Raw genomic sequence first — 20,562 nt, 5'->3', positions numbered from 1 at the left:
CGGCCACCGGCGGGCGCGCGGGAGCGCCGCCGACGTGGCCGAACGGTCGTTTCACCCTTCCCTGTTCCCCTGCGGATGGCCGTTGCGCCCCGCGTTCGACCCGAGGGCTCTCTCATGTCCGACGCTTTCATCGTCTGCTCGAACCTGTCCTTCTCCTGGCCCGACGACACCCCTGTCTTCCAGGACCTGTCCTTCTCCGTGGGCGGTGGCCGTACGGGCCTCGTCGCGCCGAACGGCGCCGGGAAGAGCACCCTGCTCAAGCTGATCGCCGGTGAGTACCGGCCCGGCGGCGGCACCGTGTCCGTCGAGGGCGTGCTCGGCTACCTCCCGCAGACGCTGCCCCTCACCGGTGACCTGACCGTGGCGGAGGTCCTCGGGGTCGCCTCGGTGATCCGCGCGATCGACGCCATCGAGGCCGGCGACGCCAGCGAGGAGAACTTCGCCACGGTCGGCGACGACTGGGACATCGAGGACCGCACGCAGGCGCAGCTCGACCGGCTCGGCCTCGGGGACGTCGACCTGGCCCGGTGCCTGCGTACGCTCAGCGGCGGCCAGATCGTGTCGCTCGGCCTCGCGGCCGAACTGCTGCGGCGGCCCGACGTGCTGATGCTCGACGAACCGACCAACAACCTCGACCTGGACGCGCGCCGCAGGCTTTTTGCGGTCCTCGAGGACTGGAAGGGCTGCCTGCTGCTGGTCAGCCACGACCGGGAGCTGCTCGACCGCATGGATCGCATCGCCGAACTCGACCGTGGCGAGGTCCGCTTCCACGGCGGGAACTTCACCGCCTACGAGGCGGCCGTACGCGCCGAGCGGGAGGTCGCCGAGAAGAACATCCGCGCCGCCGAACAGGAGGTCAAGCGGGAGAAGCGGGAGATGCAGCAGGCCCGGGAGCGGGCCGAACGCCGGGCGAGCAACGCCGCGCGGAACCTCCAGAACGCCGGCCTGCCCAAGATCCTTGCCGGGGCGCGGAAGCGACGTGCCCAGGAGTCGGCGGGCAAGGCGGACGAGACGCACGCCACGCGGGTGGCCGGGGCCAAGGCGCGGCTGGACGAGGCGAGCCGCGCGCTGCGCGACGATCAGCGGATCACGCTGGAGCTGCCCGAGACTAACGTCCCGGCCGGCCGTACCGTCTTCCTGGGCGAGCGGATGCAGGTCCGCCACGGAGATCGTGCGATCTACGCCGACGAGGGCGTCGACCTCGTCATCCGTGGGCCGGAGCGGATCGCGCTCACCGGGCCGAACGGCGGCGGCAAGTCCACCCTGCTGCGCCTGGTCAACGGCGAGCTGGATCCGGACGGCGGCGAGACGAGGCGGGCCGACGGCCGGGTCGCGTACCTGTCCCAGCGGCTCGACCTGCTCGATCCGGACCGCACCGTGGCGCAGAACCTCGCGGCGTACGCGCCCGGGATGCCGGAGTCGCAGCGGATGAACCTTCTCGCCCGCTTCCTGTTCCGGGGATCGCGCGTGCACCTTCCGGTCGGGGTGCTGTCCGGCGGCGAACGGCTGCGCGCCACGCTCGCCTGTGTCCTGTTCGCCGAACCCGCGCCCCAGCTCCTGCTGCTGGACGAGCCGACCAACAACCTCGACCTGGTGAGCGTCGGCCAGTTGGAGAGTGCCCTGAACGCCTATGAGGGCGCCTTCGTCGTGGTCAGCCACGACGAACGGTTCCTCGCCGAGATCGGGGTGAGCCGCTGGCTGCGGCTGTCGGAGGGCCGGCTGCTCGAGACGGGCGCGCCCGCCGGCGAGTGAGACCCAGGACGGGCGCGCCGCCGGGGGTGAGACCCGAGACGGGCGCGCCCGCCGGGGAGTGAGACCCGAGACGGGCGCGCCCGCCGGGGAGTGAGACCTCGAGCCGTCCCCGAGGGGGACCGGTTACAAAGCCGAGGGGCCATCTTTTGGCGGGGCCGCCGCGCGCTCATCGCCGGTCCTGGAAGGGACAATGAGCGCGATAACCCTCGAAAGGGAGGTTCTACGTGTCCAACTCGCAGGCTGTGGCGAGCCGTCCGGCCGTCCTCGGCGACCTGGTGCCGGGCCGGCTGGTCCGCGACGTCGCGCTGGTCGTCGGCGCGGCGGTCTTCGTCGGACTGGCCGCGCAGGTCAGCGTGCCCATCCCGGGAACGCCGGTGCCGGTGACCGGCCAGACGTTCGCGGTCCTGCTGTCGGGCGCGGCGCTCGGGTTCCGCCGCGGCGCCCTGTCCATGGCGCTGTACGCGCTCGCCGGAATGGTCGGCGTACCGTGGTTCGCCGACGGCGCGTCCGGATGGCGGATGGCGTCGTTCGGTTACGTCCTCGGCTTCGTGCTGGCGGGCGCCGTCGTGGGCGCCCTGGCCGCCCGGGGCGGCGACCGGTCGCCGCTGCGGACCGTGGGCACGATGGCCCTCGGCCTCGCCGTGATCTACGCGGTCGGGGTGCCGTGGCTGATGGCCTGGACCCACAGCGACCTGGGCCAGGCCCTCTCGATGGGCGTCCGGCCGTTCCTGGTCGGCGACGCGATCAAGATCGCGCTCGCGGCCGGGCTGCTGCCCGGCGCCTGGCGGCTCCTCCGCCGCTGACGCCCCCGCATGAGATGAGGGCCCGGCTCCCGATACAGGGGGCCGGGCCCTCGTCGTCTTTGCGAGCCCCCGTTGTCATCACGGGCCCTCGTCGTCATCACGGGCCCGTTGTCATTGCGGGCCTCGTCGTCATTGCGGCTCTCGTCGTCGGCGCGGGCCTCGTTCTCAGCGGCCGCCGAGGTGGTCGGCCAGGTAGCCGTGGATGAGCCGCTCGACCTCGGCGAGCAGCGCCGGGTCGCCGTCCGGCTGATTGCGGAAGGCCAGCTTGAGCACCGCGTCCGCCGCCTCGACGGAGACGGCCAGCGCGCGGGCGAAGTCCCCGTCGTCCGGCAGGTCGAACGCCGAGACGAGGAGCGTCTTCAGCCGGTCCGCGACGACGGCGTTGTTCTCGGCGGCGACGTCGAGCAGGTGGACGTCCGCGATGTCCCCGAAGCGCAGCACCCGGAAGCCCGGGACCGTACGGTGCATGTCGACGAAGATCTCGATGACCGTGCCGACGGCGTCGTACCAGTGCGCGTAGCGTCGCTCGGCGAGCGCCCGCTCCACCCGGTCGCCGAACATGTCCAGGTTGCGGAGCGCGAGCTGCTGCGCGATCGCCTTCTTGTCCGGGAAGAACTGGTAGACCGAGCCGATCGCGACCTCGGCCCGCTGGGCGATCTTGGTGGTGGACAGGCCGTCGTACCCGGATTCGTCGAGGATCTCCGCACACGCGTCGAGCATGCGCTGGACGCGTTCGGCACTCCGTCGTTGCGCAGGTCGGCGGCGCAGCGCCGAGCTATCCGTCGTCACACGTCCAATCATGCCTTTTCCGACGGAGATACCGGCGCGTAATATCCGAGGTCCGTTCACGTTTGCGGGGAGGTGGGCCGTGTTCCCCACGGACTTTCAATGGGGTGTCGCGACCGCGGCGTTCCAGATCGAGGGCGCCACGGAGGAGGACGGCCGGGGGCCGTCCACGTGGGACACGTTCTGCCGGGAGCCCGGCCGCGTACGGGACGGGCACACCGCCGACGTCGCCTGCGACCACTACCACCGGTGGGCCGAGGACCTCGACCTGATCGCCGGCCTCGGCGCCCGCGCGTACCGCTTCTCCATCGCCTGGCCCCGCGTCCAGCCCGCCGGCAGCGGCGCGGTCAACCCCAAGGGCCTGGACTTCTACGACCGCCTCGTCGACGGCCTCGCCGAACGCGGGATCGCGGCCGTGCCCACGCTGTACCACTGGGACCTCCCCCAGCCGCTCGAGGACGCCGGCGGGTGGATGAACCGCGACACCGCCCACCGCTTCGCCGAGTACGCCGCGCTCGTCGCCGAACGGCTGGCCGACCGCGTCGACCTGTGGATCACGCTGAACGAGCCGATGGTCGTGATGGCGTACGGCTACGCCTTCGGGATCTACGCGCCGGGCCAGGCGCTCATGCTCGACGCGCTGCCCACCGCCCACCATCAGCTCCTCGGCCACGGCCTCGCCGTCGCCGCCCTGCGCGACGCCGGTGCGGAGCGGGTCGGGATCGCCAACCACTACACCCCGGCGTGGCCGGTCGACGACACCGCCGAGGACGCCGAGGCGGCCGCCGCCTTCGACGACCTGCTGAACTGGCAGTTCGCCGACCCGATCCTGCTCGGCCGCTACCCCGACCTCGGCCTGGACATGTCCCACGTCCAGGACGGCGACCTGGAGGTGATCGGCGCGCCGATCGACGCGCTCGGCGTGAACTACTACCACCCGACCGGGATCGCCGCCCCGGCCGACGACGCCCTGCCCTTCGCGATGCGCGACCTGACCGGCTTCCCGACGACGGGGATGGGCTGGCCGGTCGTCCCGGACGGGCTGCACCGGCTCCTGGTCGACCTGCGGGACCGGTACGGCGCCGCGCTCCCGCCGGTGTACATCACCGAGAGCGGCTGCTCCTACGACGAGTCACTGGCCGACGACGCCCGCATCGGCTTCCTGAACGCGCACGTCGGCGCCGTACAGGCGGCGATGCACGACGGCGTCGACGTGCGCGGTTACTTCGTCTGGTCGCTGCTCGACAACTTCGAGTGGGCCGAGGGCTACCACCCGCGCTTCGGACTCGTGCACGTCGACTACGCCACCCAGCGGCGCACGCCGCGCGCGTCGTACGGCTGGTACCGCGACCTGATCGCGGGCTCGTCCTGATCAGGGTCCGGCGGTGAGACCGGTGCAGCGGCGCAGCCGCTCCCACTTGGCGTGCGCCCGGGTCGCCGCCGCACCGTCGAGCAGCCGTGGCACGCCCTTGGTGATGTAGGCCGGCTTCCACGCGGCCCCCAGCACCTTCCGCTTCCGCAGGGTGATCTCGAGGATGCCGGAGTCCGGGTCGTTGCGGCCCGGGGCGGTGAAGAAGTAGTTGCCGAGGCCGTAGTCCACGTACCGGCCCTTCATGTACCCGCCGCCGAGGGGGATGTGGGCGTGCCCGCCGACGACCACGTCCGCGCCGGCCCGGACGAGGGCTCGGGCCAGCGTCTTCTGACGGGGCAGCGGGCAGGGGTTCTTCTCCTGCCCCCAGTGCAGGTACACGATGACGGTGTCGGCGTTGCGGCGCGCCGCGCGCACCTCGTTGACGAGGCGCGGGACGTTCTTGGCCGAGGCGAGCCCGCCCTTCGTCGCGGTCGCCGTCCAGGCGGTGGTCAGGTTGTCGTCCAGGACCTGGGTGGCGCCGAGGATCGCGATGCGGTCGCCCTTGACCGTCACGTAGTACGGCCGGAAGGCCTGGGCGGCGTTCGCGCCGATGCCGACGGTGGGGAAGCCCGACTTCTTGATGGCCGCGAGCGAGTCGCGCAGGCCGACCGGGCCGTAGTCCATGGCGTGGTTGTTGGCCATGGTCACCACGTCGACGCCGGCGGCCCGCAGTGCGTCGAACGCGCTCGGCGGCGCCCGGAACGTGAACTGCTTCGGCGCCTTCGTCCCACGCGTGGTGATGGCCGTCTCCAGGTTGACCATGGCGAGGTCGGCGCGCGTCAGCTCGGGGATGGTCGGGCCGAGCGCGGTGGCGGGGTCGGCCAGGCGGGCGCGAAGGGGGCCGTTGAAGTGGACGTCCCCGGCGAACGCCACCGTGATCGGCCCGTCCTTGGCCTCGCCCGTCGCCTTGCCGGACGGCGCGGAGGCGTGCGGGCTCTTCGCCGCGCCACCGCCGCCGCAGGCCGCCGCCGCGGCCGCCACACCGGCCAGCGCGGCCGTCACCATCGTTCGCCGCATCACGCCCACCATCTCCGGGAAAGGATCACCAGGATGGCATCTTTTCCGCATTCCGGATAAATGGAGTGATCTTGCTCGACATCGCGAGCATCCGCGCCGAGACCCCCGGCTGCCGGGAGGTCGTGCACCTGAACGCCGCCGGATCGGCGCTGCCACCACGGGTCGTGGTCGAGACGATGCGCGACCACCTCGACCTCGAAGCGCGCATCGGCGGGTACGAGGCCGCCGACGCCGCCACGGCCCGGCTCGCCGGGACGTACGACTCCCTCGCCCGCCTCATTGGCGCGCACCCCGACGAGATCGCCTACGCGGAGAGCGCCACGCGCGCCTGGGACATGGCGTTCTACGGCATCCCGTTCCGGCCCGGCGACCGCGTCCTCACCAGCGCCGGGGAGTACTCCAGCAACACGATCGCCTTCCTCCACGCGGCCCGCCGGCAGGGTGTGAAGGTGGAGGTCGTCCCGGACGACGAGTACGGCCAGATCTCGCTCGACGCCCTCGCGGCCGCGCTCGACGACGACGTACGGCTCGTAGCGATCAACCACGTCCCCACCCACGACGGCCTGATCAACCCGGTCGCGGAGGTCGGCCGCCTGGCCCGGGCGGCCGGCGCGCTGTACCTGCTCGACGCCTGCCAGTCCGTCGGCCAGCTCGCGGTGGACGTCGGAGAGATCGGCTGCGACCTGCTGTCGGCCACGGGCCGCAAGTTCCTGCGCGGACCACGCGGCACCGGTCTCCTCTACGTACGGCGGTCGGCGCTCGACCTCCTCGACCCGCCGTTCCTCGACCTGCGGGCTGCGGACTGGACGGGACCGGAGTCGTACGAGCTGCGGGGCGACGCCCGCCGGTTCGAGTCGTGGGAGCGGTCCGTCGCCGGGCAGCTCGGCCTGGGCGCCGCCGCGGAGTACGCCCTGGCGATCGGCCTGGCGGCCATCGAGGAGCGCGTCCTGGAGCTCGGCGCGCTGCTGCGCACGGCCCTCGCGGAGATCCCGGGCGTCACCGTACGGGACCGGGGGCTGCACCGGTCGGGCATCGTGACGTTCACGCACCGGGACCGGGACGCCGCCGATATCGTCGCATCGCTCGCCGAACAACGGATCCACGTGCGGGTGTCCCAGCAGACCTACCGCTACGACGAGGGCGCGCGGCCCGAGCCGCGGGTGCGGGCGTCGGTGCACTACTACACCACCGAGGACGAGATCCGCCGGCTCATCACCGCGCTCTGAGGAGTATCTCCAGCTAGATCAACATTTAGGACGACCGTTGTCCGGTCAAGGCTGCACCTATCCTTGGTATGAGCGACTTCAACCAGGGGGACAGCGTGGGTGAGGCCAAGGACCGGGGGCACGGCGACGCTGCGGCCGCCGAGCTGCGTGCTGCCGGGTTCCGCGTCACCGCCGCCCGGTTGGCGATCCTCGACACCGTACGCTCGGGCGACCACCTCGACGTCGACACGGTCACCGCGCGCGTGCGCGAGCGGCTCGGCCGGGTGTCCGTCCAGGCCGTGTACGAGGCGTTGCACGCCCTCACCGGCGCCGGCCTCGTGCGCCGGATCGAGCCGGCCGGCAGCCCGGCGCGGTTCGAGGGGCGGGTCGGCGACAACCACCACCACCTCGTCTGCCGGGAGTGCGGCCGCGTCACGGACGTCGACTGCTTCGTCGGCGACGCACCGTGCCTCGAGCCCGCCCACGACGCGGGTTACCTCGTCGACGAGGCCGACGTCACGTTCTGGGGCCACTGCCCGGACTGCCGTCGGGAGCCGGTGCGGAACCGCACCTGACCGACCGCGCATATCCCCCATGACCAGGCGGAGATCTCGGGCCGGTGCGCGGCGATTCAGCGGGGTCGCTGAAGCGCCGCACGCTCAGCCGGTGTCAGTTCCACACCGGGCGCGGCCAGCACAGCATGGATGGTCTTGCCTTCGCGACCGTAGACCACCCAGCACGACGCCGACAGCACGTCGACGATGTGAAGCCCCCGTCCGCCCTCGGCCAGACTGTTGTCCGGATCAACCGGACGCAGAGGTCGTGGGTCAGGGTCGACGACGGACACCTGCGTCCACCGCCGCGTCACCTTGACGCCAAGACGGACAGGCCGATCGTGATGCCGCCACTGGTCGGCCAGCCCCTCGGCCACCAGATCGGCAGCGGCGCGAAGGCCATTGGTGACCAGCTCTGAGACGACGACCGCGACGTTGTACACGTGGTCCGAGCACACATCGCCATCAGAGACGACGTCGATGGTGAAACGCCGAGCGATCCCCACTGACGCGCTATGAGCTCGTAAGGCGATCCACGAACCATCGGGCCGACCGATCGGTGAAGGCAGCTCGCCATCCGGGATGCCTGTCGCTTCAGAAGTCATCAGAAGACCACTCTCTGTAGTCCCCCTCGGGCCGCCGCAGCCCAAGGAACCGAGTTGGCAATGATGATGCACGCTAGCAAACAAAATCACAATACTAACTTTGAGTGTTGTACTATTTTCGATGAATGTCTGATTTCCTGAAATTGATCACGGGCTGCTCTACTGTCGCTTCGGACAGCAATCAACGGCCGGGAGAAGATCGTGCCCAGCAGAAAAAGCCCCACTTTGCGACGTCGCCGTCTATCGGCAGAGCTCCGGCGACTCCGTGCGGCTGCGGGGCTGTCCAGTACCGATGCCTCCAAAAGACTCGAATGGTCCGCCGGCAAACTCACCCGAATCGAACGAGGGGAGTGGCTGCGCCCAAATCCGCGCGACATACAAGACCTTCTTGATATTTACGGCATAACGGATGTACGCCAGCGCGAAGAGCTGACTCAGTTGGCACGCGAGGGTCGACAACGGGGCTGGTGGCATCCCTACCGGGACATGCTGTCTGACGCGTATTCCACTTATATCGGCTTGGAGGCAGAGGCCAAGGCACTGCTCACCTTCCAACCCCTGATGATCCCTGGCCTCCTGCAGACGGCGGACTACGCCCGCGCCGTCGTGGCGGGCGGACCGGCAGAGATCAACCTCGAGGAGGTCGATCGTCGAGTGGAAGTCCGCATCGCGCGGCAGAACGCTCTCCGCGGGCCCGACCCCCTGCGCCTCTGGGCCATCATCGATGAAGCGGCGCTACACCGACCGGTCGGTGGTCCGGAAGTGATGCGGGACCAGCTGAAACACTTGCAGGACATCGCCACGTTGCCCAAGGTCACCCTACAAGTAATCCCTTTTCGGACAGGGGTTCACCCAGGGGTGGCGGGTGGCAGTTTCGCGATCCTGGAGTTTCCCGGGTCGGAGGATCCGGATGCTGTTCACGTGGACACGGCGGCCGGCGAACTCTTCATCGAAGAACCAGACCAAGTCGACAGATACCGAGTGGCCTTCCAGCACTTGACCGCAGTAGCGCTCAGCCCGGACGATACATTGGCGATGATCGCCGACCGAACGATCCAGACCTGATCAGCGGGGACAACCGGCCATGCCTGAGCACGTCATCGTCCGCATCACCTGGCGCAAGGCCAGCCTGAGCAGCCAGACCGGCGAGTGCGTGGAAGTCGCAATCGCGGATAGGTGACGGGCGGCTCTTGCCCCTCGGTCAAGCGCTCACCGCCTGATCAATCCGTTGCCAGTAGCGCCTCGATCTCGCCGATCGCCTGGTCGTTGTCCCGATACAGCACCGCGTGGATGCCGGCCCGGCTCGCCGCGTCGACGGCGACCTCGACATCGTCGAGGAACACCATCTCCTCGGGTGAGACACCGAGACGTGCGCAGGTGAGTTCATAGATCCACGGATCGGGCTTGCACATGCCGACTTCGTGCGAATACACGATCTCGTCCACCAGATCTTCGAATCCGTAGGCGGCCTGTTCACGCTCCCGGGCGCCGACGAAGCTGTTACTCAGTATCCCCGTCCGACACCGTGAACGCAGCGCACGTGCGTACTCGATCAGGTCGGTGTTGGCGACGCCGAGGTACTGCTTCCACATGTCCGCCATGAGCTCATCGACCTGCTGTTCGGAAAGCCCGAGCCGCTCCCCGACCGCCCGGTGCACGTCATCTTCGGTGATCGTGCCGACCGCCCCTGCCGCCCAGACATCGGCCATCCGCCCCCCGATCTCACCGGGAGCGAACCCGAGTCGCTTCTCCCATCGCTGATCGAAGTCCATCTTCGGGGTGATCTCCAAGACACCCCCGATATCAAAGACGACCGCGCGAACCACCATGATCTTTAGGACGGTGGTCCGAGTCCAAGTGTTCACCTGGACAGGGAATCCGCACCTGGCCCGGCGGTGGAACCGGTGGCAGGATCAAGCCGTGGAAACGCCTCGGATCACCTGGCGGATGGGGGTCGCCGCACGGACGTTAGCGGTGCTGGTGATGCTCGTCGGGATCCTGCTGGAGATCGGATTCGTGGCGGCGCTGGTCGAGGAGCGGGATTTGGGATTCGTCGGTGCGCTCCTCGTTCTGCCCTGCTTCGTCGTGTGGCTCGGGTGCGCCTTCCTCCGGCCGTCGATCGGCCTCACGTCGACCGAACTCGTGCTCCGCAACAAGTACCGGACCGAACGCGTCGAGCTGCGGACGATCCAGGCCGTCGTGCCGAGCTCCGGCGGCCTGGTCATCGTCGTGGACGGCCGGCCCGCCTGCACCGGATGGGCGGTCCAGAAGTCGAACCTCGCCCTCTGGCTGAACCGGGAAGGCCGGGCCGACCGGATCGCAGAACAGATCCGGCAGGCGGCACTCGCCGGCGGCACACCGGTCGCGCCCGCCCCCGAGTGATGCGTCCTTCCGCCACCATTTCGACCCTACGGCGCCCGAGTAAGTGACCGTTTATCACATCGGTCGCAAATCGCAGGCCGCCGATTGATGGTGCTCGCCTATCACCCCGGCGGCGGGCGGGAGATAGTCCAGGCCCCGCATCGATGAGGTCCGGTGCCCGCCTCCCGCTGGAGTGACCGATGACAACGGCCGTCCCCCGCCTTCGGCTCGTCGCCAGAACCGTCCGCGCGCTGCCGATCGCCGCCGCCGCCCTGACCCTCGCGGCCGGCACCGCCTCCGCCGCCGATCCGCCGCCGGCCGGTTCGGTCCCGCCGGACCAGGACCCCTTCTACAGCGCGCCCGCCGACATCGGCTCGTACCAGCCGGGTCAGGTCGTCGCCGACCGGAAGATCACTCCGAAGGTGGGCGACCTGGCCACCACGACCGACGTGTGGCAGATCTCCTACCGCGCCGACGACTCGCACGGCCGGCCCGAGCTGGCGGTCACGACGCTGCTCGTCCCGAAGAAGGCGTGGACGGGCGGCGGTCCGCGGCCCATCGTCTCGGTGCAGGCGGCCGAGGACTCCACCGGCACGCAGTGCGCACCGTCGTACGGAGTCTCCTCGGGCCAGGGGTACGCGGCCTCGTCCGCGATCTACCCGGCCGCCGTACTGGCCAAGGGCTGGGCGGTCGCGATGCCCGACTTCGAGGGCCCGAAGTCGGTGTTCATGGGCGGCCCGCAGGCCGGGCACGCGGTGCTCGACGGGATCCGGGCCGTACGGAACCTCGGCGCCGGTGGCGTCGGCACGACCAACCCCTGGGCCCTGAACGGTTACTCCGGCGGCGCCCAGGCCACCGGCTGGGCCGCCGAACTGCAGCCCTCGTACGCTCCGGACGTCAGGCTCGTCGGGGCGGCCATGGGCGGGACTCCGGCCGACCCGGCGGCGGTGGCGCGGTCGCTGGACGGCGGGGTCTTCTCCGGCTTCGAAGCCGCCGCCACCGTCAGTCTGGCCGCGGAGTACCCCGAGGCCGGCATCGACGACCTGACCAACGCCGAGGGCAAGGAGGCGCTGCAGAAGGCGCGCGGCAAGTGCCTCACCGACCTGCTCACCGGCTTCGCGTTCAAGAAGCTCGCGGACTACACCACCGTGCCCGACCCGCTGTCGGTCCCCTCCGTGGCCGCGATGCTCAAGAAGAACACCATGGGCGCGGCGGCGCCGACGACGCCGATCTACGACTACCACGCCGACACCGACGAGATCGTCCCCGTCGCCCAGGACGACACCCTGACCCGGACGTGGTGCGCCAAGGGCGCCACCGTGCAGGTCGTCCGCGACCTCCTCGGAGAGCACGCCGTCGAGATGGTCGTCCGGCAGAGCGACGTGCTGTCCTTCCTCACCGACCGCTTCGCCGGCCGGACTCCCGGGAACACCTGCACGTAGAATCCGAACCGCACGCCTCAGGCCACCGGGCCGACCGGTGGCCTGAGACTTTTCCGCCGGCAGACTCCCGGCCGACGCCATGGCGCTATCGGAATGCCACGGTCGATCACTCCGCTGCTTCCCCAGCGCCCTGACCGACAGCGGTCTGCCGCTCACCGGCGCTCTGGTGGGTAGTCCTCTGTTCCTCCGGGAATTTCGACTGCTCGATCCGTTTCTTATTCTCCAGGCTCGTCTGGATCTCTTGCAGTTTCATCTCCTCGGCCAGTTTTTCGTGGTCCAGAGCCGCCTGGCGCTCCTGGGACTTCATCTGCTCGATGGCCTTTTCATGCTCGAGAGCGGTCTGACGCTCTTGAGACTTCATCTGCTCCAGCGTGATCTGATGCTCCAGGGCGGTCGCGATCTCCTGGGACCGCAACCGCTCCTCCAGACTCGGTATTCGTTCCGGTACCAGCACCGGCTGCTTGAGCACGACGCCGGACGGGATGAATACCGTTCCCCGGAGGGACGATCCGGCAGCCGGGTCGTCTTGCGCGAACGCCGGCGCGGCTCCGATCAGCGATGCCGCCATGGTCGTGGCCACTAGGCCGCTTGCGGCTATTGCCGTTTTCAGCACGTCAGGTCACCTTCTTACCTGAACGATACGATAATATTAACAGATCCACCCTTTTACCATCAGACTTAAAGGGTGTCATGAGGCCAGTATCTCCCGGTAAGCCGGACAGTCCACCAGAAAATCGTAATATAGCCGCAAATACGAATGGAGCCACATGACGCGCATCACGCTGATCCAAGGCGACATCACCGAGCAGGAGGTCGACGCGGTCGTCAACGCCGCGAACTCCTCGCTCCTCGGCGGGGGCGGTGTGGACGGCGCGATCCACCGGCGGGGCGGCCCCGAGATCCTGGCCGCGTGCCGGGAACTGCGCGCGTCCCGGTACGGCGGAGGACTCCCGACCGGGCAGGCGGTCGCGACGACCGCCGGGCGGCTGTCCGCGCGCTGGGTGATCCACACGGTCGGCCCGGTGTACTCCCGGTCCCAGGACCGGTCCGAACTGCTCGCCTCCTGCTACCGGGAGTCGCTGCGGGTCGCCGACGAGCTGGGCGCCGCGACCGTCGCGTTCCCCGCCGTGTCCGCCGGCATCTACGGCTGGCCGCTGGAAGACGCCGCGCGGATCGCGGTCGGCACGGTACGGGCGACGCCGAGCCGGGTGAGCGAGGTGCGGTTCGTGCTCTTCACCGAGGACGTCCACGACGCGTTCGCGCGGGCGCTCGCGGACTGAGCGGGACCGAAGCGTCTCTCAGGCGGTGTAGGGCCGGGCCGTACGGGCGTCGCGCAGGGCGCGGGCCCACCAGACGATCTGGTCGAGCAGCGGCGTGACGGCGGCGTTGCAGGCGGCGGTGGCCTTCGGCCAGGTGCCGTCGGCGGCGAACAGGTCCCAGTAGCAGGGCAGGCTGATCGTCGCCGCGATCGGCACCGCGTGCAGTTCGGTGAAGATCTGCCGGAGCTGGGCGACGGCGTGCAGGCCACCGGACTCCCGGCCGTACGCGACGAAGGCGACGGGCTTGGCGTGCCACTCCTCGTACAGCCAGTCGATCGCGGTCTTGAGCGGAGCGGGAAAGCTCCGGTTGTACTCCGGCGTCACGACCACGAACGCGTCCGCGGTGGCCAGGCGCGCGCCGAACTCCGCGACCCTCGGCGGTACGGCCTCGTCGTGGTCGCAGAGGGTCGAGGGGAGCCGCGTCTCGGCCAGGTCGACCAGGTCGATCTCGAGATCCCCGCGCCGCCGGGCCCGTACGGTGAACCACTCGGCCACCGTGGGGCCGAACCGGCCGTTGCGGGTGCTGGCGATGATGACGGCCAGTCGCACCATGTCCCCCTCCCGTCCTGCTCGGTGTGGTCCCACCATGCGAGAGGGGGTTTACGGCTTCTTTACGGCATCTCGCGCCTGACCCAGGTCACTCGGTGGCGGCGTCCACCCGGCCCGGGGCGAGTTCGAAGGGCGGCGTGTGCTCCCGCAGGGCGGTCTGCTCCTCCGGGCCGCCGATGGCTCCCGGCCGCGGTTCCGGCACGCGCGCGGCCGGTTCGGGTTCCTCGTGTGCCGCGGCGCGGCCGCCTGCCCGCTCGGCCTTCCGGGGCTCCCCCGACTGCTCGGCCTGGCCGCCGAACGCGGCGCTGACCGCCCGCAGCGCGGAGGTGACCTCGCCGGGGATGACCCAGAAGGAGTTGCCCTCCCCTGCCGCGATCTTCGGCAGCGTCTGGAGGTACTGGTAGGCGAGCAGCTTCGGATCGGGGTCGTTCTGGTGGATCGAGGTGAAGACCTGCTCGATGGCCTTCGCCTCACCCTCGGCCTTGAGGATCGCGGCCTGCCGCGCGCCCTCCGCCTGGAGGATCGCCCCCTGCTTCTCCCCTTCGGCGGTCAGGATCCGGGACTGCCGTACGCCTTCGGCCTGCAGGATGGTGGCCCGCTTCTCGCGCTCGGCCCGCATCTGCTTCTCCATCGCGTCCTTGATGGACTGCGGCGGTTCGATCGCCTTGATCTCCACGCGGGTCACCCGGATGCCCCACTTGCCGGACGCGTCGTCCAGCACGCCGCGCAGCGCGGTGTTGATCCGGTCGCGGGAGGAGAGAGTGGCCTCCAGGTCGAGCGTGCCGATCACGTTGCGCAGCTGGGTGGCGGTGAGCTGCTCGATCGCCTTGATGTAGTCGACGATCTCGTAGTCCGCCGCCCGCGGATCGGTGACCTGGAAGAACAGCACCGTGTCGATGTGCACGACGACGTTGTCCTCGGTGATGACCGGCTGCCCCTGGAACGCCACGACCTGCTCGCGCAGGTCGATCAGCGGCTTCACCCGGTCCGCGAACGGCACGATGAAGTTCAGGCCCGGCTGGAGGGTCTTGCGGTAGCGGCCGAAACGTTCGACGTTCCGCGCGCGGGCCTGGGGCACGATCCACACGGTCCGCATCACCACGGTCGCCACCAGGAGCAGCGCGATGACCAGCGCGACGATGCCTGCTACGGCGAGGTCGGCCATGAGTCCTCCCGAGGATGTACGAGGGCGGTGACGCCTTCGATGGCGAGGACGTCCACGGCCGCCCCCTCTGGAATCACGACTCCGGGGTCGTACGGGCGCGCGCTCCACTCCTCGCCGCCGATGCGCACCCGGCCCGAGTAGCGGGAGACCTCGGTGATGGTCAGCGCCTCACGTCCCACGAGCGCCGCGGTGCCGCTCCGCAGCAACGGCGGCTGCCGGACGTGCCGAAGGGCGATCGGGCGTACGGCGGCCAGCCCGGCGGCGGAGGTCGCGCCGAACACGATCACCTGGACCAGCAGGGGAACGCCGACCGACGCGCTCACGGCGGCGACGAGCGCCCCGACCGCCATCAGCCCGAGCGCGAACGTCAGCGTGGTCACCTCGGCGATTCCGAGAACTGCGGCCACGACCAGCCAGACGACCCACGCCGGCATCGGGGACTCCTTCGGTGACGCACGGCCCTGAGTCCACGGTAACTCCGTACGCGCCGATTGCCGCCGTCCGAAGAGGCGATACTTGCCGTTCGGGCCGGACCCCTATGTGCCAGGGGAAATCGAGACGGGTAGGACCCCCCGTGATGGGGACGTAGGACGGCAGACTAATGTCCGAAAAGCGAAGCCATCCGAGGAGGTGCGGTGAACCGCCAACGGGTGAGCAGGATCCCCCGGTCGCTGGTGCGGCCCCGTCCCTTGAAGGTCGCCGAAGATCTCGAGCACGCCGACGCCCTCGACGGGGCCGCGCGGTCGATCACCAAGGTCGTACGGCGGTTGCTGCCCCCAGGCCCCGTCAAGGATCTGCTGCACGGAGTTCCGTTGGGCCACCCGGCCCACCCGCCATTGACCGATGTCCCGATCGGCTGTTTCGTCTCGGCCGCCGTACTCGACCTGCTGCCCGGCACTGAAACGGCGGCCGAAGTGCTGCTGGCGACCGGGTTGGCGGCGTCGGTCCCGACCGTTCTGACCGGGGTCGCGGACTGGTCGGCCCTGCACAGCGAACAACAGCGCGTCGGCCTGGTCCACGCGCTCAGCAACGCGGCCGGCAGCACGCTCTACGCCGTCTCGCTCCTCGCCCGCAGGCGCGGCTTCACCGGTGCGGGCAAGGCGTTGTCCTTCGCGGGCCTGACCGCGCTGGTCGCCGGGGCGTACCTCGGCGGGCACCTGGCGTTCCGGCAGTCGGCCGGGCCGAGTCACGCCGAGTCCATCACGCACCTCGGCCCGCTGGGCTGGCACGACCTGTGCTCGATCGACGAGCTGCCGGACGGCTGGCCGGTTCACCGGAACCTCGGCTACATCAGCCTGTTCGTGCTGCGGGAGGGCGATGACGTGCACGTCCTCGCCGACCGGTGCTCCCACTTGGACGGGCCCCTGCATCAGGGCCGCGTGATCGAGGTCAACGAGGAGACCTGCATCGTCTGCCCCTGGCACGGCAGCACGTTCCGGGTCGGCGACGGCACCGTCGTGCACGGCCCCGCCACCGGCCGGCAGCCCGCCTTCGAGACGCGGATGGGCGACAACGGCATGATCCAGGTGCGCCCGGCCCGATAGGACCGTTCCATCCCGCCCGCCGTACGGCGCCTTCCCCGCCCGAAGGCCCGTCACGGCGGCCCGGTACTACTCCTCGTCGGCCTCGGCCCGCGACTCTCCGCGGTCGTTCACCGGGTGCTCCACCAGCGCGAGGATGCGGCTCGCCATGAACCGGGCGGTCCGTACGGGAGTGCCGTTCCGAGTGACCTCGACGACCTCGACCACACCCCGCCGCGTGACGACCTCGACCCGCCGCCCGGCGCGCGTCGCCGCCACCTCATAGGTACGGGTCGCCCCTCCGGCATCGATAACAACCTCAACCCGGTCACCCTTCACACCACACCTCTTTCGAACACATATTCGATTGATACCCGTCCCTTAAACCTCCCAATCAGACCGAGAGAGAGATGTCACCGAATTAACACAATTACTGTGCGTGCCCACTTGAACACTCATACGCTCATGCCTCGTGACGCTTCATGCCTTCGTCGACGAGTCCGTTCGCAGCAGATACATCCTCTGCGCAGCGGTCGTCCCCACCGCGAGCCTCGGCGATGTCCGTCGACTGGCACGCGAGCTATGCCTGCCGGGACAACGGCGCTGGCACTTCAAATCCGAGTCGGACCGTAGACGGCGGCTCATCCTGGACGCCCTTGTTCGCCGCCCGGATATCAGGGTCACCCTCTACATAGGCCGGGGGAAGAGACCCCGTGTCCGCGCCGAGTGCCTCGTCACCCTGGCGACCGACCTCATAGATCATGGCGTGTCACAACTAGTGATCGAAAGCCAGGACGGCCAGGATCGCTTGGATCGCCAATGCCTGCTTGAGACTCTTCACAAGGCCGGCGCGAATCTCGGCTACCGGCATGCGAGGCCGTACGAAGAGCCGGGGTTGTGGCTTCCCGACGCGTTCGCCTGGGCCTACGGCACCGCCGGCGAATGGCGCCGTCGCATCGCGCCGAGCATCGATCGGATACGCGATCTGGGAGACCTTTGCTGAAGAACGCGAAACCCGGCTGCTGACCGTCCGGACAGGAGCCGGGCTCACTTCCCTGGGCTAATGCCCGAGGCTGATCTGACAGCGCGAAACCCGACCCATCACCGTCCGGAGAAGAGCCGGGCTCACTTCCTCAGGCTCAGCGCAAGAGGCTGGGACCATTGTGCAACAGAGGCTGAGAGTAATCAAGCGGTAACGGGAACGGCCGGGTCCGTGGTCTCAGTGGGGCGGGGTGGCGGTGGGGATGCGCCAGCCGGGGGGCGGGTTGTAGGGGCGGCGGGTCGAGTGCCACAGGCCCACCAGCCAGGCGATGCCGATCACGGAGATGACGGCGAGTCCCGCCCACGACAGGAACGTGAACAGGCGCACCTGCTCGTCGGTGGGCCTCGGCATCCAGCCCATCTCGAGCAGCCGGTACTGCGCGGGACTCCCGGTGAGCAGCAGGGTGACGACCAGCGCGATGGAGTGCATCGAGTCCCACAGGGCGTGCAGGAGCGAGACGCCGACGTAGGCCACGATCAGCCGGTAGGTGATCAGGAAGTGGTGCCGGGTGCTGGCCCGGAACAGCACGCCGCCGAGGATCCCCGTCCACAGGCCGTGGCCCACGGGGGCGAGCAGGCCGCGGAGGAGTTCGGTCTGGACCACCTGCATCAACGACAGGCCGTTCTCGGTGAACAGCGCGGTGAAGGCGTAGCCGGCCGACTCGAAGGCGGCGAAGCCGAACCCGACGGCCGCGCCGAGGATCATTCCGTCGCGCATCGTCTTGGTCGCCAGGTGCCGGGTGAGGAAGGCCAGCGCGCACAGCTTGACGGCCTCTTCGATCAGCCCGACCCCGACGAACAGCCAGGGCGACGGGTGCAGCAGGTACGTCTCCAGCAGGGAGGCGGCCAGCACGCCCAGCACCCCGCCGGTGAGGAAGGTGCTGAACACCAGCGTCGGCGTCAGCTCGCCCGTGTCACGGCGTTCGAACGCCCAGACGACGAACGTCACCGGTACCAGGAAGCTGCCCAGCAGAACGAGGGTGGGGATCAGGTTCGGGTTCTGCGTGAGCAGGATGACGAGGACGGTCAGCACCCACAGCACCAGTCCGGTGACGAACACCCGGAGCCATGGCCGCGCGGTCCGCCGCGGAGCCTGAAAGGTGGGTGTGCCCATCGCCCGCTCCCGTCGCCTCGACCCGTACCGGGATTCATGCGCCGATCGGTCGGCGTCTACCCGGGCCGATGAGCCGAAAAACGCCGCTGACCGGCGATCGAGGGATCGGGGTCGGGCCGTCCCGCGGCGCGGAGAGCGGGACCGGCCGGCAGGGCGACTCGGCCGGTCCTCGGGGGTCGGTCGTCTCGAGCCGGCTCAGGGGCGGGGGGCGACCGCGTGCGCGTGCCAGCGGCCGTCCTGCCGCTCGATCTTCAGGGGCAGGCCGAAGCACTCCGACAGCAGCTCTTCGGTGAAGACCTCGTCGACCTTCCCGGTGGCGACGACCGAGCCTCGGCGCAGCAGCAGCGCGTGCGTGAACCCCTCGGGCACCTCCTCGACGTGGTGCGTGACGAGGGCCATCGTGGGCGCGAGGCGGTCGTTGGACAGGGCGGTGAGGCGCGCCACCAGGTCCTCGCGGCCGCCGAGGTCGAGGCCGGCGGCCGGTTCGTCCAGGAGCAGCAGCTCGGGGTCGGGCATGAGCGCGCGGGCGATCGACACCCGCTTGCGCTCGCCCTCGGACAGGGTGGAGAACCGGCGGCGGATCAGGTGCGCGCAGCCGAGCGCGTCGAGGAGTTCGACCGCCCGGGTGACGTCCGTGGAGTCGTACTCCTCTTTCCACCGGCCGATGATGGCGTACGACGCCGTCAAGACGATGTCGATGACCTTCTCGTCGGCCGGGATCTTGTCGGCGATCGCCGCGCTGGACAGGCCGATGCGGGGCCGCAGCTCGAAGACGTCGGTCTTGCCGAGTGCCTCGCCCAGCAGCTCCACCTCGCCCTCGGTGGGGAACAGCATGGCGGCGGCGACCTGGAGCAAGGTCGTCTTGCCGGCGCCGTTCGGGCCGACGATGACCCATCGCTCGTCTTCCTGGACCGTCCAGTCGACGTCGCGCAGGAGCGACGCGCCTTCGCGTCGGACCTCGACGCCCTTGAGTCGTAGTACCTCGCCGGCCATCGCATCCTTCCCCTAGAGCGCGCAGCGACCGGCGGGATGCCGCCGGGCGCTGTCCGGGTCTCGGAATGAACCTACGGCATTATGAAACGCTTATGGTGGTCGGCATGCGCCTCACTCTCCCTTCCACCGGGCTTGTCGCCTGGGGCAACGCCTGGCTGACCGGCCATGTGGGGCTCGACGAGGCGGCCGATGTCGTCGAGCGCCAGGGCGGCCCGCACGTGGTCGCCGGCGTACCCGGCGAGAGCGGCGAGCTTCCGCTGCGCCAGGGTCTCGGCGCGCTCCGCGTCGCCGGACTCATCGGGCTGCGCCTCGCGCTGCCCGCACCGGGCGACCCGCTCGGGCTGACCGGCCCGCCGGATTTCAACACGGCGGCGATCGACGCCGGGGAGGCCGTCCTCGCCACGACGCGCGAGCGGTCGCTCGGCCTCATTCCGGCGGAGGACCGCCGGGGCTCCTCGTACGTCGGCACCCGCTGGGAGGTTCACGAGACCCGCTCCGGCGCCTCGGACACCCCCGCGCTGCCGGAGGCCGATCGTCAGTTGACGCTGGCGGTACGGGACGCCACCGAGGCGCTCCTGTCCGTGGACGGCGGGCAGGAGTGGCGGCCGGAGATCGCCGAGGCGCTGGGCGCGCTGCGCGAGTCGCACCGGCACGAGCACGTCGGCGGCCTCGCGCCGGGGTACCCCGCACGCGCGCACCGGGTCGCGGCGCTCGCGAGCCGGCTGGCCGTCGTGGTCGATCTGGCACGTTCCACCGAGAGCGCCGGCCTGTCCGCCGCGCACGTCCAGCGCCGCTCCGAGGCTCTCCGCACCCTCGACCGCGCGGTCCGCCGGGCCCGGGTCGCCGCCTACAACAGCGTCCTGGACCCCGTCCGCTGACCCCGTACGTGAAACGCCCCGGCGATCGCTCTCGCGGTCGCCGGGGC

At 70.0% G+C, this 20,562-nt stretch carries 24 protein-coding genes; 13 read left to right on the top strand and 11 right to left on the bottom strand.

The window, feature by feature from the left end; genetic code table 11:
* Nucleotides 1–114: 114 nt before the first annotated feature.
* The gene (gene abc-f, locus AB0L00_RS32820; protein WP_364440977.1) at nucleotides 115–1,752 is read left to right on the top strand and encodes a ribosomal protection-like ABC-F family protein; all 1,638 of its coding nucleotides are present in this window, start codon (nucleotides 115–117) and stop codon (nucleotides 1,750–1,752) included.
* 224 nt (nucleotides 1,753–1,976) lie between these two features.
* Nucleotides 1,977–2,555, top strand: coding sequence for a biotin transporter BioY (locus AB0L00_RS32815; RefSeq protein ID WP_345365886.1), 579 nt, complete (start codon nucleotides 1,977–1,979; stop codon nucleotides 2,553–2,555).
* A 165-nt stretch (nucleotides 2,556–2,720) separates the two neighbouring features.
* Here the strand turns inward: AB0L00_RS32815 and AB0L00_RS32810 are convergent, their stop codons facing one another.
* Nucleotides 2,721–3,275, bottom strand: coding sequence for a TetR/AcrR family transcriptional regulator (locus AB0L00_RS32810; RefSeq protein ID WP_364441050.1), 555 nt, complete (start codon nucleotides 3,273–3,275; stop codon nucleotides 2,721–2,723).
* A 148-nt stretch (nucleotides 3,276–3,423) separates the two neighbouring features.
* On the opposite strand from AB0L00_RS32810, the gene AB0L00_RS32805 reads away from it, so the two are divergent.
* On the top strand, nucleotides 3,424–4,713 hold the full coding sequence (locus tag AB0L00_RS32805) for a GH1 family beta-glucosidase (RefSeq protein ID WP_364440976.1): 1,290 nt from the start codon (nucleotides 3,424–3,426) through the stop codon (nucleotides 4,711–4,713).
* Here the strand turns inward: AB0L00_RS32805 and AB0L00_RS32800 are convergent, their stop codons facing one another.
* Nucleotides 4,714–5,769, bottom strand: a complete 1,056-nt coding sequence (locus AB0L00_RS32800; RefSeq protein WP_364440975.1) for a CapA family protein — start codon at nucleotides 5,767–5,769, stop codon at nucleotides 4,714–4,716.
* 65 nt (nucleotides 5,770–5,834) lie between these two features.
* Between AB0L00_RS32800 and AB0L00_RS32795 the strand changes: the two genes are divergently transcribed.
* Together AB0L00_RS32795 and AB0L00_RS32790 are read left to right on the top strand one after the other, a co-directional pair.
* Nucleotides 5,835–6,995: an aminotransferase class V-fold PLP-dependent enzyme gene (locus AB0L00_RS32795; RefSeq protein ID WP_364440974.1), complete on the top strand. Its 1,161-nt coding sequence runs from the start codon at nucleotides 5,835–5,837 to the stop codon at nucleotides 6,993–6,995.
* Between the two features lie 68 nt (nucleotides 6,996–7,063).
* Nucleotides 7,064–7,549: a Fur family transcriptional regulator gene (locus AB0L00_RS32790; RefSeq protein ID WP_364440972.1), complete on the top strand. Its 486-nt coding sequence runs from the start codon at nucleotides 7,064–7,066 to the stop codon at nucleotides 7,547–7,549.
* A gap of 56 nt (nucleotides 7,550–7,605) precedes the next feature.
* Here the strand turns inward: AB0L00_RS32790 and AB0L00_RS32785 are convergent, their stop codons facing one another.
* Nucleotides 7,606–8,133: an ATP-binding protein gene (locus AB0L00_RS32785; RefSeq protein ID WP_364440971.1), complete on the bottom strand. Its 528-nt coding sequence runs from the start codon at nucleotides 8,131–8,133 to the stop codon at nucleotides 7,606–7,608.
* 201 nt (nucleotides 8,134–8,334) lie between these two features.
* On the opposite strand from AB0L00_RS32785, the gene AB0L00_RS32780 reads away from it, so the two are divergent.
* Nucleotides 8,335–9,198: a helix-turn-helix transcriptional regulator gene (locus AB0L00_RS32780; RefSeq protein ID WP_364440970.1), complete on the top strand. Its 864-nt coding sequence runs from the start codon at nucleotides 8,335–8,337 to the stop codon at nucleotides 9,196–9,198.
* Between the two features lie 19 nt (nucleotides 9,199–9,217).
* Entirely contained in the window at nucleotides 9,218–9,313 is a 96-nt protein-coding gene (locus AB0L00_RS32775; protein WP_364440969.1) for a DUF397 domain-containing protein, read from the top strand.
* Nucleotides 9,314–9,353: 40 nt separating this feature from the next.
* Here the strand turns inward: AB0L00_RS32775 and AB0L00_RS32770 are convergent, their stop codons facing one another.
* Complete coding sequence (locus AB0L00_RS32770) at nucleotides 9,354–9,962, bottom strand: HAD family phosphatase (RefSeq protein ID WP_364440967.1); 609 nt, start codon at nucleotides 9,960–9,962, stop codon at nucleotides 9,354–9,356.
* 91 nt (nucleotides 9,963–10,053) lie between these two features.
* Between AB0L00_RS32770 and AB0L00_RS32765 the strand changes: the two genes are divergently transcribed.
* On the top strand, nucleotides 10,054–10,515 hold the full coding sequence (locus AB0L00_RS32765) for a hypothetical protein (RefSeq protein ID WP_364440966.1): 462 nt from the start codon (nucleotides 10,054–10,056) through the stop codon (nucleotides 10,513–10,515).
* A 179-nt stretch (nucleotides 10,516–10,694) separates the two neighbouring features.
* Entirely contained in the window at nucleotides 10,695–11,936 is a 1,242-nt protein-coding gene (locus AB0L00_RS32760; protein WP_364440965.1) for a lipase family protein, read from the top strand.
* Between the two features lie 106 nt (nucleotides 11,937–12,042).
* Here AB0L00_RS32760 and AB0L00_RS32755 read toward each other — a convergent pair whose 3' ends face one another.
* Nucleotides 12,043–12,549, bottom strand: a complete 507-nt coding sequence (locus AB0L00_RS32755; protein WP_364440964.1) for a hypothetical protein — start codon at nucleotides 12,547–12,549, stop codon at nucleotides 12,043–12,045.
* Nucleotides 12,550–12,703: 154 nt separating this feature from the next.
* Between AB0L00_RS32755 and AB0L00_RS32750 the strand changes: the two genes are divergently transcribed.
* Entirely contained in the window at nucleotides 12,704–13,216 is a 513-nt protein-coding gene (locus AB0L00_RS32750) for an O-acetyl-ADP-ribose deacetylase (protein WP_364440963.1), read from the top strand.
* An 18-nt stretch (nucleotides 13,217–13,234) separates the two neighbouring features.
* On the opposite strand, the gene AB0L00_RS32745 is transcribed toward AB0L00_RS32750, so the two are convergent.
* The 3 genes from AB0L00_RS32745 to AB0L00_RS32735 all read right to left on the bottom strand — a co-directional run bounded on the left by AB0L00_RS32745 (nucleotide 13,235) and on the right by AB0L00_RS32735 (nucleotide 15,403).
* Nucleotides 13,235–13,807, bottom strand: a complete 573-nt coding sequence (locus tag AB0L00_RS32745) for an NAD(P)H-dependent oxidoreductase (protein WP_364440962.1) — start codon at nucleotides 13,805–13,807, stop codon at nucleotides 13,235–13,237.
* Between the two features lie 85 nt (nucleotides 13,808–13,892).
* Nucleotides 13,893–14,969 carry an SPFH domain-containing protein gene (locus tag AB0L00_RS32740; RefSeq protein WP_364440960.1) on the bottom strand — a complete coding sequence of 359 codons (1,077 nt, stop codon included), beginning with the start codon at nucleotides 14,967–14,969 and terminating at the stop codon, nucleotides 13,893–13,895.
* Nucleotides 14,951–15,403, bottom strand: coding sequence for an NfeD family protein (locus AB0L00_RS32735; protein WP_364440959.1), 453 nt, complete (start codon nucleotides 15,401–15,403; stop codon nucleotides 14,951–14,953). Before AB0L00_RS32735 ends, AB0L00_RS32740 begins: the two co-directional genes overlap by 19 nt.
* 201 nt (nucleotides 15,404–15,604) lie before the next feature.
* On the opposite strand from AB0L00_RS32735, the gene AB0L00_RS32730 reads away from it, so the two are divergent.
* Complete coding sequence (locus AB0L00_RS32730; protein WP_364440958.1) at nucleotides 15,605–16,513, top strand: Rieske 2Fe-2S domain-containing protein; 909 nt, start codon at nucleotides 15,605–15,607, stop codon at nucleotides 16,511–16,513.
* A gap of 66 nt (nucleotides 16,514–16,579) precedes the next feature.
* Here the strand turns inward: AB0L00_RS32730 and AB0L00_RS32725 are convergent, their stop codons facing one another.
* On the bottom strand, nucleotides 16,580–16,828 hold the full coding sequence (locus AB0L00_RS32725) for a hypothetical protein (RefSeq protein ID WP_345365921.1): 249 nt from the start codon (nucleotides 16,826–16,828) through the stop codon (nucleotides 16,580–16,582).
* 133 nt (nucleotides 16,829–16,961) lie between these two features.
* Here AB0L00_RS32725 and AB0L00_RS32720 point away from each other — a divergent pair, with 133 nt between their 5' ends.
* Entirely contained in the window at nucleotides 16,962–17,492 is a 531-nt protein-coding gene (locus AB0L00_RS32720; protein ID WP_364440957.1) for a hypothetical protein, read from the top strand.
* Between the two features lie 216 nt (nucleotides 17,493–17,708).
* Here the strand turns inward: AB0L00_RS32720 and AB0L00_RS32715 are convergent, their stop codons facing one another.
* Together AB0L00_RS32715 and AB0L00_RS32710 are read right to left on the bottom strand one after the other, a co-directional pair.
* Entirely contained in the window at nucleotides 17,709–18,644 is a 936-nt protein-coding gene (locus AB0L00_RS32715) for a PrsW family glutamic-type intramembrane protease (protein WP_364440956.1), read from the bottom strand.
* Between the two features lie 195 nt (nucleotides 18,645–18,839).
* Nucleotides 18,840–19,637: an ABC transporter ATP-binding protein gene (locus AB0L00_RS32710; RefSeq protein ID WP_364440955.1), complete on the bottom strand. Its 798-nt coding sequence runs from the start codon at nucleotides 19,635–19,637 to the stop codon at nucleotides 18,840–18,842.
* A 104-nt stretch (nucleotides 19,638–19,741) separates the two neighbouring features.
* Here AB0L00_RS32710 and AB0L00_RS32705 point away from each other — a divergent pair, with 104 nt between their 5' ends.
* Complete coding sequence (locus AB0L00_RS32705; RefSeq protein ID WP_364440953.1) at nucleotides 19,742–20,515, top strand: hypothetical protein; 774 nt, start codon at nucleotides 19,742–19,744, stop codon at nucleotides 20,513–20,515.
* The last annotated feature ends 47 nt before the right edge of the window (nucleotides 20,516–20,562 follow it).

Origin of the sequence: Actinoallomurus sp. NPDC052308 (genome assembly GCF_040679195.1) — a bacterium.
GTDB lineage: Bacteria > Actinomycetota > Actinomycetes > Streptosporangiales > Streptosporangiaceae > Actinoallomurus > Actinoallomurus liliacearum.
The sequence above is the reverse complement of the archived record's forward strand: the minus strand, read 5'-3'. Positions and strand labels throughout refer to the sequence as shown.